The following is a 13845-nucleotide window of genomic DNA, read 5'->3' as shown; positions in this document are numbered from 1 at the left end:
TGCGCGCGCCTTGCCAGTGGCGCGCGGGCAGCGCGAGAATGCGGGCAACTCTCCGCGGCTCCGTGCCGCCCGATGCAAGGATTTCCGATGCCCCAATCCGTTGCCGCCGGCCTGCGCCTGGCGCCCGATGAACTGACCCGTCCCTTCTCGCCCGAGCAGTTTGCCTTCGCTACCACCGACGATCTGGACCCCTTCCTCGGCGTCCTAGGACAGGAGCGCGCGGTGGAGGCCCTGCAGTTCGGTGTGGCGATGCCGCGGCCGGGCTACAACGTGTTCGTCATGGGCGAGCCGGGGACCGGGCGCTTCTCCTTCGTGCAGCGCTATCTGAAGGCCGAGGCCAAGCGCCTGCCGACGCCGGCCGACTGGGTCTACGTCAACCACTTCGAGGAGGGCCGCGAGCCGCGCGCCATCGAGCTGCCGCCGGGCAGCGCCGCCGACTTCGGCACGGACATCGACCAACTGATCGACAACCTGCTGTCGACCTTCCCCTCGGTGTTCGAGAACCCGGCCTACCAGCAGAAGAAAAGCGCCATCGACCGCGCCTTCAACCAGCGCTACGACAAGGCCCTGGACACCGTCGAGCGCCTGGCCCTGGAGAAGGACGTGGCGCTGTACCGCGACAGCGCGAACATCGCCTTCACCCCGATGAAGGACGGCAAGGCCCTCGACGAGGCCGAGTTCGCCCAACTGCCGGAGGCCGAGCGCGAGCGTTTCCACGCCGACATCGCCGACCTCGAGGAGCAGCTCAACGAGGAGCTGGCCAGCCTGCCGCAGTGGAAGCGCGAGTCCAGCAACCAGCTGCGCCAGCTCAACGAGGAGACCATCACCCTCGCGCTGCAGCCGCTGCTGGCGCCGCTGGTGGAGAAGTACAACAACAACACCGGCGTCTGCACCTACCTGCAGGCCATGCAGCTGAACCTGCTGAAGACCGTGGTCGACCAACTGGTGGACACCGAGCGCAGCGATGCCCAGCGCAAGCTGATGCTGCAGGAGCTGTACGCGCCCAACCAGGTGATCGGCCACCACACCACCAGCGGCGCGCCGGTGGTGTTCGAGTCGCACCCGACCTACGACAACCTGTTCGGCCGCATCGAGTACGCCTCCGACCAGGGCGCCCTCTACACCAGCTACCGGCAGCTGCGCCCGGGCGCGCTGCACCGCGCCAATGGCGGCTTCCTGGTGCTGGAGGCGGAGAAGCTGCTGGGCGAGCCCTTCGTCTGGGACGCGCTCAAGCGCGCCCTGCAGTCGCGCCAGCTGAAGATGGAATCGCCGCTGGCCGAACTCGGCCGCCTGGCCGCCATGAGCCTGACGCCGCAGGTGATCCCGCTGCACCTGAAGGTCATCATCATCGGCTCGCGGCAGATCTACTACACCCTGCAGGACCTGGACCCGGACTTCCAGGAGATGTTCCGCGTGCTGGTCGACTTCGACGAGGACATCCCGCTGGCCGAGGACAGCCTCGAACAGTTCGCCCAGTTGCTCAAGACGCGCACCTCGGAAGAGGGCATGGCGCCGCTGAGCGCCACCGCGGTGGCGCGCCTGGCCACCTACAGCGCGCGCCTGGCCGAGCACCAGGGGCGGCTGTCGGCGCGCATCGGCGACCTGTTCCAGCTGGTCAGCGAGGCGGACTTCATCCGCCAGCTGGCCAACGAGCCGGTCACCGACCTGGGCCACATCGAACGCGCCCTCAAGGCCAAGGAAACCCGCACCGGCCGCGTCTCGGCACGAATTCTCGACGACATGCTGGCCGGCATCGTGCTGATCGACACCGAAGGCGCCGCCGTGGGCAAGTGCAACGGCCTCACCGTGCTGGAGGTGGGCGACTCGGTGTTCGGCGTGCCGGCGCGCATCTCCGCCACCGTCTACCCCGGCGGCAGCGGCATCGTCGACATCGAGCGAGAGGTCAGCCTCGGCCAGCCGATCCACTCCAAGGGCGTGATGATCCTCACCGGCTACCTGGGCAGCCGCTACGCCCAGGAGTTCCCGCTGGAAATCTCCGCGAGCATCGCCCTGGAGCAGTCCTACGGCTACGTCGACGGCGACAGCGCCTCGCTCGGCGAGGTCTGCACGCTGATCTCGGCGCTGTCGCGCACGCCGCTGCGGCAGTGCTTCGCCATCACCGGCTCGATCAACCAGTTCGGCGAAGTGCAGGCGGTGGGCGGCGTCAACGAGAAGATCGAAGGCTTCTTCCGCCTCTGCGAGGCCCGCGGCCTGACCGGCGAGCAGGGGGTGATCATCCCGCGCTCCAACGTCAGCACCCTGATGCTCGACGAGCGCGTGCTGCAGGCGGTGCGCAACGGCCTGTTCAACGTCTACGCGGTGCGCCACGTCGACGAGGCGCTGGGCCTGCTGGTCGGCGAGCCGGCCGGTGCGCCGGACGCCAAGGGCCAGTTCCCGGCCGGCAGCGTCAACGCGCGGGTGGTCGAGCGTCTCAAGGAGATCGACGCCATGGGCATGGACGAGGAGGACAAGGAAAAGCTCGCCAAGGAAGCCGCGCCGGCCGCTGCCAAGGCCGCCAAGGCGCCCCAGGTGGAGAAGGAGCGGGCGCGCAAGAAGAAGGACAGCGACTGAGCCCGCTGCCGCTGGCCAGTCCTTGATCAGCGGCGGGGTCCCCAGCAACGGCGCTCGTCGGGCGCCGTTGCCCCCGTGGTGTCCACAACGATATCCACAGCTATGGTGGATAAAACGGGCTTTTCCGAGGTCAACCCCGGGTGTAGGCTCGAAAACAGGACAACCGCGAGGGTGCCGCCATGCCGCGTAACCTCTGCCTTATCCGCCCCTGTCTGGGGCTGACCACGCGCATCGAGTGCGTGATCAGGCCGCTGGCCGGAGAGAATGGACTCTGGACACTGCTCTGCGCCGCGGGCATGGCGGGGGCCCAGCCCACCGCCATCAAGGCCCAGGGCCCGTTCTACGGGCCTTTCGTGGCAGAAGGCGTGCTCGACGCCATCGCCGACTGCCTGGCCCAGCAGGGCTACGTGCCCGCCGACGACCTGCCCATCTGGCAGCTGCACCTGCAGGCCGAACTGCGACGCATCAACGGTGAGCGCGTGCGCAATTTCGGGGACTACCAGTCTCACCCCGAGTCCTGAAGGCGCATTGCGCAGTCTCTGAGCGACAGCCGGCGACCCCCGGCGGGCGGGGGCTTGCGCGTTTCTTCCCGCGTTCCTGCACATATTTATCCACAGAATAACTGGATAACTCGTCGCGGGCCTTCAGCTATAATCCTGCGCCATTTCTGAACTCCCCTTGCGAAGGCCATGGAACGTTTCATCGAAAACAGCATGTACGCCGCCCGCTGGCTGCTGGCGCCGGTCTATATAGGCCTGTCGCTGGCATTGCTGGCGCTGACCATCAAGTTCTTCCAGGAAATCTTCCACATCCTCCCGGACATCTTCTCGATCGCCGAGGCCGACCTGATCCTGGTGCTGCTGTCGCTGATCGACATGGCCCTGGTCGGCGGCCTGCTGGTGATGGTGATGTTCTCCGGCTACGAGAACTTCGTCTCGCAGCTGGACATTTCCGAAGGCAAGGAAAAGCTCAGTTGGCTCGGCAAGATGGACGCCAGTTCGCTGAAGAACAAGGTGGCCGCTTCCATCGTGGCGATCTCCTCGATCCACCTGCTGCGCATCTTCATGGACGCCAAGAACGTCCCGGACAACAAGCTGATGTGGTACGTGATCATCCACCTCACCTTCGTCCTCTCCGCGTTCGCCATGGGCTACCTGGACAAGGCCACGCGCCACGACCACTGATCGCTTTTCCCGCCTCCAGCGCACCGCCCGTCAGCCGCAACTGACGGGCGGCGTCGTTTGCGCTGGGCGCGGCCGGCGCGCTGTACCAGACTGGCTGCGTTGGAGCCTACCCTGGAGGTGCGCGATGAACCTGCAAGAGCTGACCAACCGTTCCCTCGCCGGGGATATCGACGAACTCAACCTGGTATCCCTGGAGGGCGGCATCTACGTGCTGGAGGCGCGCGTGGGCCAGCGTTTCTTCCCGATCCAGGACGCCAAGGGGCACGTGCTCGGGGTGCGTTCGCTGGAGCACGCCCGCCAACTGCTGACGGCGTTGCCTCCGATCCCTTTCCAACTGGTGCATGCCGCGGTGCAGGACGAGATGTGCGGCTCGCAGAGCGGCAGCGCGCAGAACGACGAGGGCGTGCCCATGCCGCTGCATTGAGGTCGCGGTGGGGCGGGGCGGCCGACTGTGCTAGGCTGGCCGCCCTTTTTTACCCAGCGGAGCCCCCGCCATGAGCGAACTCAACCTTTCCACCGACGAAGCCCGCGTCAGCTACGGCGTCGGCCGCCAGCTGGGCGACCAGCTGCGTGCCAACCCGGTCCCGGGCATGAGCCTGGACGCGGTGCTGGCCGGCCTCTCCGACGCCTTCGCCGGTGCCGATAGCCGGGTGCCCGCCGAGCAGCTGTCCGCCAGCTTCCAGGTGATCCGCCAGCGCATGCAGGCCGAAGCCCAGGCCAAGGCCGATGCGGCCGCCGCCGAAGGCAAGGCCTACCTGGTGGAGAACGCCAAGCGCGAGGGTGTCACCGTGCTGCCGTCCGGCCTGCAATACGAAGTGCTGGTCGCCGGCGAGGGCGCCAAGCCGTCCCGCGACGACACCGTGCGCACCCACTACCACGGCACCCTGATCGACGGCAGCGTGTTCGACAGCTCCTACCAGCGCGGCCAGCCGGCCGAGTTCCCGGTGGGCGGCGTGATCGCCGGCTGGGTCGAGGCCCTGCAACTGATGAACACCGGCAGCAAGTGGCGCCTGCACGTGCCGGCCGAGCTGGCCTACGGCGGCCAGGCGGTGGGCAGCATCCCGCCGCACAGCACCCTGGTGTTCGACGTCGAGCTGCTCGACATCCTCTGATGGATGCAGCCCGCGGCGGCCGTCCCTGGCCGCCGCGGCGTGCAGGGGGCTCCACGTTGCCCCCGCTGTGCAGCCGCCTCCCGGGCGGCGACCGCACGGATGGCGCGTCCTGCGCCATCGCAAAAAAACCTGTACATCCCGCTCCCGCTCTTGCTCTTCGTAGGAGCGAGCTTGCTCGCGAACCCGGATTACGCCGCCCCTCTAATCGATCCGTCACTCCCGCGAACGCGGGAGCCCAGAGCCTCTGGTTCCCCGTGTGCGCGAGGATGACGGGGATGGGTGGTGAGGTGCGGGCCGTTCGCGAGCAAGCTCGCTCCTACGAAAAGCACTCTTCAGCTCAGCGCAGCGCGCGGGCGTAGCAGAACAGGAACAGGTTGCGCACCAGCTCCTTGAGCACCTGCGGCTCGCTGGTGCCCAGTTCGTGAAGGTCCAGGCCGCCCTGTTCGCGCAACTCGTCCAGGGCGTCTTCCTGCAGCAGGGCGCAGACTTCCCCGGTATCGCGATTGAGGATGCGCAGATAGGGATGGGGGCGGTCCAGCCAGGCATCGATCATGTAGGTCATCTCTGCATCTCCTTGGTAGTCGAGTTAATGAGAATAATTCTTATTATCTCGATAGCAAGCCCCTATGCAGAATTTTTTTCCACCAACCGACCAATGCCATGGCCTGGATCAACCGCGCATAACGCAGAACGCCCGCGCGGCAGGGCCGGGCGGGCGTTCGTCGGATCGCGTGTGGATCAGTGGGTGCGGGCGACGGCGAACTCGCTCAGCTCGATCAGCGCGGCGCGGTACTCGTTGTCCGGCAGCGCCTTGAGGCAGTCGATGGCGCGGGTGGCGTATTCGCGCGCCAGCTTCGCGGTGTAGTCCAGGGCGCCGGCGGCTTCCACGGCGGCGCGGATGCCTTCCAGGTCCTGGCTGCCGCCCTGCTGGATAGCCTTGCGCACCAACTGCGCCTGCTCCGGGGGGCCGTCGCGCATGGTGGCGATCAGCGGCAGGGTGGGCTTGCCCTCGGCGAGGTCGTCGCCGACGTTCTTGCCCAGGGTGCTGGCGTCGCCGCGGTAGTCCAGCAGGTCGTCCACCAGCTGGAAGGCGATGCCCAGGGCGTCGCCGAACTGGCGCAGGGCCTCGGCCTGTTCCGCGGTGGCGCCGGCGATGGCGGCGGCGCTGTGGGTGGAGGCCTCGAAGAGCATCGCGGTCTTGCCGCGGATGACTTCCATGTAGGTTTCTTCGGTGGTGCTGGCGTCGCGCACCTTGGTCAGCTGCAGCACCTCGCCCTCGGCGATCACCCGGGTGGCCTGGGAGATGATGCGCATCACCGGCATGGAGCCGAGTTCGACCATCATTTCGAAGGAGCGGGCATAGAGGAAGTCGCCGACCAGCACGCTGGGCGCGTTGCCCCATTGCGCATTGGCGGTGGCGCGGCCGCGGCGCAGACCGGAGGCGTCGACCACGTCGTCGTGCAGCAGGGTGGAGGTATGCAGGAATTCGATGGTGGCGGCCAGCAGGCGCAGGTCGTCCCCGGAGTAGCCCAGTGCCTTGCCGCTGAGCAGCACCAGCAGCGGGCGAAGACGCTTGCCGCCGGCGGAGATGATATAGTCGCCGATCTTCTCGACCAGGGGAACGCGGGAGCTGAGCTGGCGACGGATGATGCCGTCGACGGCGGTGAAGTCGTCCGCCACCACCCGATAGAAAGCCTGGGGTTGCATATTACGAAGGCGCTCCTCGAAGAATGCGCGGCATGCTAGGTGCCGGGGTGGGGGCTGTCAAGGAACGCGCCGCAAGGCTTGTGTCCGCGTAGGGCTTTGCGTACAATCGCGGCCCCGAACTTCCCTGGCATACCCTGCCTTACGCAATTGCACGGGCGCTCTTCCGGCCCCATGCAGCCATGCCGACCGATACCTCTTCCTATAAAGCGTCGGGTGAGCAGGTCTAACGGAGACATCCAGATGTACGCAGTTATTGTTACCGGCGGCAAGCAATACAAAGTCGCCGAAGGCGAATTCCTCAAGGTCGAGAAACTCGACGTCGCCACCGGCGAAGCGATCAACCTGGATCGCGTTCTGCTGGTCGCCAATGGCGATGACGTCAAGATCGGCCTGCCGGTGGTAGAAGGTGCGAAAGTGACCGCTGAAGTGGTTTCCCACGGTCGTCACGACAAAGTGCGCATCATCAAGTTCCGCCGCCGCAAGCACCACATGAAGCGTCAGGGCCACCGCCAGTGGTTCACTGAAATCAAGATCACCGGCATCCAGGCCTAATTCCTTTTTTGGAGGATATGACTCATGGCACACAAGAAAGCTGGCGGTAGTACCCGCAACGGCCGCGATTCCGAAAGTAAACGCCTTGGCGTGAAGCTGTTCGGCAGCCAGGTCGTCAAAGCAGGCAACATCATCGTGCGTCAGCGCGGCACCCAGTTCCACGCCGGCTACGGCGTTGGCATGGGCAAGGATCACACCCTGTTCGCGAAAATCGACGGCGTGATCAAGTTCGAAGTGAAAGGCGCCTTCGGCCGTCGCTACGTAAGCGTCGTCGCTGCCTAAGCGAGCCTTCACTGAAAAAGCCCTGTCTCGCGACGGGGCTTTTTTGTTTCTGGCGTTTCCCGGCAACGGATCCCGGGCTCCTGCGTTTGCGCGGGCTTGGCTGTATCCTATGCTCCTTTTCTTATTCAACCCGCCACGCTGGCGGGAGGCGTTCCCATGAAATTCGTCGACGAAGTATCCATCCACGTGAAAGCCGGTGACGGCGGCAATGGCCTCATGAGCTTTCGCCGCGAGAAGTTCATCGAGAAGGGCGGCCCCAACGGCGGTGACGGTGGCGACGGCGGCTCGGTGTTCCTCGAGGCCGACGAGAGCCTGAACACCCTGGTGGATTACCGCTACACCCGCCGTTTCGACGCCCAGCGCGGGCAGAACGGCGGCAGCAAGGACTGCACCGGCGCCAAGGGCGACGATCTGGTCCTGCCGGTGCCGGTGGGCACCACCGTGATCGATGCTAGCACCCATGAAGTCATCGGCGACCTGACCGAGCCCGGCCAGCGCCTGATGGTCGCCCAGGGCGGCTGGCATGGCCTGGGCAACACCCGCTTCAAGTCCAGCACCAACCGCGCGCCGCGGCAGACCACCCCGGGCAAGCCCGGCGAGGCCCGCGACCTCAAGCTGGAGCTGAAGGTCCTGGCCGACGTCGGCCTGCTGGGCCTGCCGAACGCCGGCAAGAGTACCTTCATCCGCGCCGTGTCCGCGGCCAAGCCGAAAGTCGCCGACTACCCCTTCACCACCCTGGTGCCGAACCTGGGCGTGGTCAGCGTCGGGCGCTTCAAGAGCTTCGTGGTCGCCGACATCCCCGGCCTGATCGAGGGCGCCGCCGAAGGCGCCGGCCTGGGCATCCGCTTCCTCAAGCACCTGGCGCGTACCCGCCTGCTGCTGCACATCGTCGACATGGCGCCGCTGGATGAGAGCGACCCGGCCGATGCCGCCGAGACCATCGTCAACGAGCTGGCCAAGTTCAGCCCGGCGCTCACCGAGCGTGACCGCTGGCTGGTGCTGAACAAGATGGACCAGATCCTCGAGCCCGAGGAGCAGGAGCGGCGCAAGCAGCAGGTGGTCGAGCGCCTGGGCTGGGAAGGTCCGGTCTACGTGATCTCCGCCCTGGAGCGCGAAGGCACCGAGGCGCTCAGTCAGGACATCATGAAGTACCTCGATGAGCGCAGCCTGCGCATCGAGGAAGACCCGGCCTACGGCGAGGCCCTGGCCGAACTCGACCAGCGCATCGAAGACGAGGCGCGTTCCCGTCTGCAGGCCATGGACGACGCGCGTGCGCTGCGCCGTGCCGGTCTGAAGAATGCCGACGACCTCGACGACGACGATGATTTCGACGACGAGGACGACGGCGACGGGCCGGAAATCTTCTACGTGCCCTGACCGGCGCCGCGTGCGCCGGTCCCGAAGCAACCTGGTGAAACCTGACTTCGTAAGGTTGATGTATGCGTGAGAAAGTGACCGGCGCGCGGCGCTGGGTGGTGAAGATCGGCAGCGCCCTGCTCACGGCCGATGGCCGCGGGCTGGACCGCGACGCCATGGCGGTGTGGGTCGAGCAGATGGTCGCGCTGCACTGCGCGGGCGTCGAGCTGGTGCTGGTGTCCTCCGGCGCCGTGGCGGCGGGCATGAGCCGCCTGGGCTGGGTTTCCCGCCCGAGCGACATGCACGAGCTGCAGGCCGCGGCGGCCGTCGGCCAGATGGGCCTGGTGCAGGCCTGGGAGTCCAGCTTCGGCCAGCATGGCCTGCAGACCGCCCAGGTGCTGCTGACCCATGACGACCTGTCCGACCGCAAGCGCTACCTGAACGCCCGCAACACCCTGCGCACCCTGGTCGACCTCGGCGTGATCCCGGTGATCAACGAGAACGACACCGTGGTCACCGACGAAATCCGCTTCGGCGACAACGACACCCTGGCGGCCCTGGTGGCCAACCTGGTGGAAGCCGACCTGCTGGTGATCCTCACCGATCGCGACGGCATGTTCGACGCCGACCCGCGCAACAACCCCGAAGCCCAACTGATCTACGAAGCCCGCGCTGACGACGCCCAGCTCGACCTGGTGGCTGGCGGCAGCGCCGGCGCCCTCGGCCGCGGCGGCATGCAGACCAAGCTGCGCGCGGCGCGCCTGGCGGCGCGTTCCGGCGCGCACACGGTGATCGTCGGCGGGCGCATCGAGCGCGTGCTCGACCGCCTGCGCTCCGGCGAGCGCCTGGGCACCCTGCTGACCCCCGAGCAGAGCCGCAAGGCCGCGCGCAAGCAGTGGCTGGCCGGCCACCTGCAGATGCGCGGCACCCTGGTGCTGGACGCCGGTGCGGTCAAGGCCATCGCCGAGGACCACAAGAGCCTGCTGCCGGTGGGCGTGAAGCAGGTCCAGGGCAGCTTCCGCCGCGGCGAGATGGTGGTTTGCGTGGACCCGCAGGGTCGCGAGATCGCCCGCGGCCTGGCCAACTACAGCGCCCTGGAGGCGCAGAAGATCATCGGCCAGCCGACCGATGCCATCGAAGGTCTGCTGGGCTACGTCGACGGCCCGGAGCTGGTGCACCGCGACAACCTTGTGCTGGTCTGAAGGAGCGAGCCATGAAGCTATGGAAGGGCGTGTGCGCCGGTCTGCTGATGCTGCCGGCGCTGGCCGGCGCGGAGGAGATCGGTGAGGTCTCCACGGTGTTCAAGTGGGTGGGGCCGAACGACAAGATCGTGGTCGAGGCCTTCGACGATCCCAAGGTGGAAGGGGTGACCTGCTACCTGTCGCGGGCCAAGACCGGCGGCGTCAAGGGCGGCCTGGGCCTGGCCGAGGACCGCGCCGAGGCGTCCATCGCCTGCCGCCAGGTCGGGCCGATCCGCTTCGCCGGCGAGCTCAAGGGTGGCGAGGAGGTGTTCAAGCAGCGCACTTCGCTGGTGTTCAAGTCCATGCAGGTGGTGCGCTTCTTCGACAAGAAGCGCAACGCGCTGGTCTACCTCGTCTACAGCGACCGCATCATCGAAGGCAGCCCGCAGAACGCGGTGACCGCCATCCCGATCATGCCCTGGCCGACGAAATAAAAGCCTTTTGCTTTTCGTAGGAGCGAGCTTGCTCGCGAATCCGCCCGTCACTGGATTCCCGCGTTCGCGGGAATGACGGGGGATGGTTAGGCGTTTCAGGATGACTCCAAACTCCTCACCCACTCCGAACAGCCCCCTCTCCAGGGAGAGGGTTGGGGAGAGGGCGCTCTTAACTCCAGCACCTACGCCAGCGGGAAGCACTGTTCGCGAGCAAGCTCGCTCCTACAGGTCCGGGGTCGGGTTTAGGTTTTTCGCGGGCAATAAAAAACCGGCCACTGGGGCCGGTTTTTCAAGAACGCAACGCTTACGCGGTGGCCAGGGCCTTCACGTGGGCGTTCAGGCGGCTCTTGTGGCGAGCGGCCTTGTTCTTGTGGATGATGCCTTTGTCAGCCATGCGGTCGATGACCGGTACGGCGGCAACCAGAGCGGCCTGGGCCTTGGGCAGGTCCTTGGCATCGACTGCCTTGACTACGTTCTTGATGTAGGTGCGGACCATGGAACGCAGGCTGGCGTTGTGGCTGCGACGCTTCTCAGCCTGTTTGGCGCGTTTTTTGGCGGAAGGTGTGTTGGCCACCGTCGAGCTCCTCGAGAAAAACTTGGGATGTAGCGAATAAATTAAGGCCGCGAATGATGCCGTCGAGTCCGTGCCTTGTCAAGGGTATGAGCGGCCGCCGACGAGCGGCATGGCCGGGGATTCGCGGTATGGGTGGGTGATTTATTCGACCGGCGGCCATACACTCGACGCCCTTTACTGGCCGCCGGGCGATCCGGCCGCCCCGCGGGCAGGGCCACCCTGCGCTGACAAGTCCCGGATGCAATGAACCTACTCAAATCGCTGGCCGCGGTCAGCTCCATGACCATGATCTCGCGGGTGCTCGGCTTCGTCCGGGACACCATAGTAGCGCGCATGTTCGGCGCCGGCATGGCCACCGACGCCTTCTTCGTCGCCTTCAAGCTGCCCAACCTGCTGCGCCGCATCTTCGCCGAGGGCGCCTTCTCCCAGGCCTTCGTGCCGATCCTCGCCGAATACAAGACGCAGCAGGGCGAGGAGGCCACCCGCACTTTCATCGCCTATATCTCCGGCCTGCTGACCCTGGTGCTGGCATTGGTCACCGTGCTGGGCATCCTCGCCGCGCCCTGGGTGATCTGGGTCACCGCGCCGGGCTTCGCCGACACTCCGGAGAAGTTCGACCTGACCACAGCGCTGCTGCGGGTGACTTTCCCCTACATCCTGCTGATTTCCCTGGCCTCGCTGGCCGGGGCCATCCTCAATACCTGGAACCGCTTCTCGGTGCCGGCCTTCGTGCCGACCCTGCTGAACGTCAGCATGATCGTCTTTTCGCTGTTCCTCACGCCGTACTTCGACCCGCCGGTGATGGCCCTGGGCTGGGCGGTGCTGGCCGGCGGCCTGGCGCAGCTGCTCTACCAGCTGCCGCACCTGAAGAAGATCGGCATGCTGGTGCTGCCGCGCCTTAACCTGCGCGACAGAGGCGTATGGCGCGTGCTCAAGCAGATGGGCCCGGCGATCCTCGGCGTGTCGGTGAGCCAGATCTCGCTGATCATCAACACCATCTTCGCCTCCTTCCTGGCCGCAGGCTCGGTGTCCTGGATGTACTACGCCGACCGCCTGATGGAGCTGCCCTCCGGCGTGCTGGGCGTGGCCCTGGGCACCATCCTGCTGCCGTCCCTGGCCAAGACCTACGCCAGCGACGACCGCCATGAATACTCGCGCCTGATGGACTGGGGCCTGCGCCTGTGCTTCCTGCTGGTGCTGCCCTGCGCCCTGGCCCTGGCGCTGATCGCCGAGCCGCTGACCGTGTCGCTGTTCCAGTACGGCAAGTTCAGCGCCAACGACGCGCTCATGACCCAGCGCGCGCTTATCGCCTACGCCGTGGGCCTGCTCGGGATCATCCTGGTCAAGGTGCTGGCGCCGGGCTTCTACGCCCGGCAGAACATCCGCACGCCGGTGAAGATCGCGCTCTTCACCCTGGTTTCCACCCAGGCGATGAACCTGGTGTTCATCGGCCCGCTCAAGCACGCGGGCCTGGCCCTGGCCATCAGCCTGGCGGCCTGCCTCAACGCCGGCCTGCTGTACTGGCAGTTGCGCAAGCACGACCTGTTCGAGCCGCAGCCGGGCTGGGCGAAGTTCCTCGGCAAGCTGGTGCTGGCGGTGCTGGCGATGTCCGCCGTGCTGCTGGGCCTGATGCACTTCATGCCGGCCTGGGACCTGGGCGGCATGCCGCTGCGCCTGGCGCGCCTGGGCGTGCTGGTGGTGGCCGGCGTAGTGGCCTATTTCGGTATGCTGGCGCTGCTGGGCTTCCGCCTGCGCGACTTCTCGCGGCGGGCGGTGAGCTAGCCCGGCGCCGGCACTTGGGTGCATCCGTGACGCACGGCGGCTTTGTGCCTGTCGCGCGGCGGCGGGTGCAGGTATAATCGACCACTTTCTGAGCAATACGCGCGCTATGCAGCTGCTTCGAGGCCTCCACAACCTGCGGCCCCTGTCCGGGGGTTGCGTTGCCACCATCGGCAATTTCGACGGCGTCCACCTTGGCCACCAGGCGATCCTGGCGCGTCTGCGCGAGCGCTCGCAGGAGCTGGGCGTGCCCAGCTGCGTGGTGATCTTTGAGCCGCAGCCGCGCGAGTACTTCGCCCCGGATGCCGCGCCGGTGCGCCTGACGCGCCTGCGCGAGAAGCTCGAACTGCTGCGCGAGCAGGGTGTCGATTTCGTCCTCTGCCTGACCTTCAACCGCCGCCTGCGCGAACTGTCGGCCGCCGAGTTCGTTCGCCAGGTGCTGGTGGACGGCCTGGCGGTGCGCCACCTGGAAGTGGGCGACGACTTCCGCTTCGGCTGCGACCGCTCCGGCGACTTCGCCTTCCTGGTCCGGGCCAGCGCCGAGCAGGGCTTCACCGTCGAGGCCGCCACCACGGTGGAAGTCGACGGCATGCGGGTGAGCAGCTCGCGCATCCGCAAGGTGCTCGCCGACGGCGATCTGCACCAGGCCGAGCGCCTGCTGGGCCGGCCGTTCCGCCTGAGCGGGCGGGTGCTGCACGGGCAGAAGCTCGGCCGCACCCTGGGTTCGCCCACCGCGAACATCCAGCTCAAGCGCCGCAAGGCGCCGCTGAGCGGCGTCTACCTGGTCAGCACGGAAGTGGCCGGCCAGCGCGTCAACGGGGTGGCCAACATCGGCACGCGGCCGTCGGTCAACGGCGACGGCCGGCCCCACCTGGAAGTGCATCTGCTGGACTTCGCCGGCGACCTCTACGGCCTGCACCTGGATGTGACCTTCCACCAGAAGCTGCGAGATGAGCAGCGCTTCGCCTCCCTCGAGGCACTGAAGGCGGCGATCCTCGCCGACATAGCCGCCGCCCGGGCCTACTGGCTGGGCCAACCGCTTGATTGAAGAGA

General features: G+C 66.8%; 15 protein-coding genes. 12 read left to right on the top strand and 3 right to left on the bottom strand.

The window, feature by feature from the left end; all coding sequences use genetic code 11:
- Positions 1–87: 87 nt before the first annotated feature.
- The 5 genes from QSJ95_RS08820 to bamJ all read left to right on the top strand — a co-directional run bounded on the left by QSJ95_RS08820 (position 88) and on the right by bamJ (position 4867).
- Entirely contained in the window at positions 88–2571 is a 2484-nt protein-coding gene (locus QSJ95_RS08820) for a Lon protease family protein (protein WP_249917828.1), read from the top strand.
- 179 nt (positions 2572–2750) lie between these two features.
- On the top strand, positions 2751–3092 hold the full coding sequence (locus tag QSJ95_RS08815; protein ID WP_009617539.1) for a PA4575 family protein: 342 nt from the start codon (positions 2751–2753) through the stop codon (positions 3090–3092).
- A gap of 168 nt (positions 3093–3260) precedes the next feature.
- Entirely contained in the window at positions 3261–3755 is a 495-nt protein-coding gene (locus QSJ95_RS08810; RefSeq protein ID WP_043273630.1) for a TIGR00645 family protein, read from the top strand.
- Positions 3756–3879: 124 nt separating this feature from the next.
- Positions 3880–4179 carry a DUF6482 family protein gene (locus tag QSJ95_RS08805; protein WP_009617543.1) on the top strand — a complete coding sequence of 100 codons (300 nt, stop codon included), beginning with the start codon at positions 3880–3882 and terminating at the stop codon, positions 4177–4179.
- Between the two features lie 70 nt (positions 4180–4249).
- The gene (gene bamJ, locus QSJ95_RS08800) at positions 4250–4867 is read left to right on the top strand and encodes a BamJ family beta-barrel-assembly machinery protein (RefSeq protein ID WP_009617545.1); all 618 of its coding nucleotides are present in this window, start codon (positions 4250–4252) and stop codon (positions 4865–4867) included.
- Positions 4868–5204: 337 nt separating this feature from the next.
- Here bamJ and QSJ95_RS08795 read toward each other — a convergent pair whose 3' ends face one another.
- A complete protein-coding gene (locus QSJ95_RS08795; protein ID WP_009617547.1) occupies positions 5205–5429 on the bottom strand; it encodes a PA4570 family protein in 225 nt (74 codons plus the stop codon).
- A gap of 176 nt (positions 5430–5605) precedes the next feature.
- Positions 5606–6574, bottom strand: a complete 969-nt coding sequence (locus QSJ95_RS08790) for a polyprenyl synthetase family protein (protein WP_285641715.1) — start codon at positions 6572–6574, stop codon at positions 5606–5608.
- 240 nt (positions 6575–6814) lie between these two features.
- Between QSJ95_RS08790 and rplU the strand changes: the two genes are divergently transcribed.
- The 5 genes from rplU (at position 6815) to QSJ95_RS08765 (ending at position 10439) form a co-directional block, all read left to right on the top strand.
- Positions 6815–7126 (top strand): 50S ribosomal protein L21, encoded by a 312-nt coding sequence (rplU, locus tag QSJ95_RS08785; protein ID WP_009617549.1) that lies wholly within the window; start codon positions 6815–6817, stop codon positions 7124–7126.
- Between the two features lie 24 nt (positions 7127–7150).
- Entirely contained in the window at positions 7151–7408 is a 258-nt protein-coding gene (gene rpmA / locus QSJ95_RS08780) for a 50S ribosomal protein L27 (RefSeq protein WP_089391111.1), read from the top strand.
- Positions 7409–7564: 156 nt separating this feature from the next.
- Positions 7565–8785: an Obg family GTPase CgtA gene (gene cgtA / locus QSJ95_RS08775; RefSeq protein ID WP_009617552.1), complete on the top strand. Its 1221-nt coding sequence runs from the start codon at positions 7565–7567 to the stop codon at positions 8783–8785.
- A gap of 62 nt (positions 8786–8847) precedes the next feature.
- Positions 8848–9966 (top strand): glutamate 5-kinase, encoded by a 1119-nt coding sequence (proB, locus tag QSJ95_RS08770; RefSeq protein ID WP_009617553.1) that lies wholly within the window; start codon positions 8848–8850, stop codon positions 9964–9966.
- Between the two features lie 11 nt (positions 9967–9977).
- On the top strand, positions 9978–10439 hold the full coding sequence (locus QSJ95_RS08765) for a CreA family protein (protein WP_285641706.1): 462 nt from the start codon (positions 9978–9980) through the stop codon (positions 10437–10439).
- Positions 10440–10743: 304 nt separating this feature from the next.
- Here the strand turns inward: QSJ95_RS08765 and rpsT are convergent, their stop codons facing one another.
- Positions 10744–11013: a 30S ribosomal protein S20 gene (gene rpsT / locus QSJ95_RS08760; RefSeq protein ID WP_009617555.1), complete on the bottom strand. Its 270-nt coding sequence runs from the start codon at positions 11011–11013 to the stop codon at positions 10744–10746.
- A gap of 243 nt (positions 11014–11256) precedes the next feature.
- Between rpsT and murJ the strand changes: the two genes are divergently transcribed.
- A complete protein-coding gene (gene murJ, locus QSJ95_RS08755) occupies positions 11257–12795 on the top strand; it encodes a murein biosynthesis integral membrane protein MurJ (RefSeq protein ID WP_285641694.1) in 1539 nt (512 codons plus the stop codon).
- 106 nt (positions 12796–12901) lie between these two features.
- Positions 12902–13840, top strand: coding sequence for a bifunctional riboflavin kinase/FAD synthetase (gene ribF / locus QSJ95_RS08750; RefSeq protein ID WP_074977447.1), 939 nt, complete (start codon positions 12902–12904; stop codon positions 13838–13840).
- The last annotated feature ends 5 nt before the right edge of the window (positions 13841–13845 follow it).

It is taken from the genome of Pseudomonas sp. NBRC 100443 (genome assembly GCF_030268185.1).
Lineage (GTDB): Bacteria > Pseudomonadota > Gammaproteobacteria > Pseudomonadales > Pseudomonadaceae > Pseudomonas > Pseudomonas citronellolis.
The sequence above is the reverse complement of the archived record's forward strand: the minus strand, read 5'-3'. Positions and strand labels throughout refer to the sequence as shown.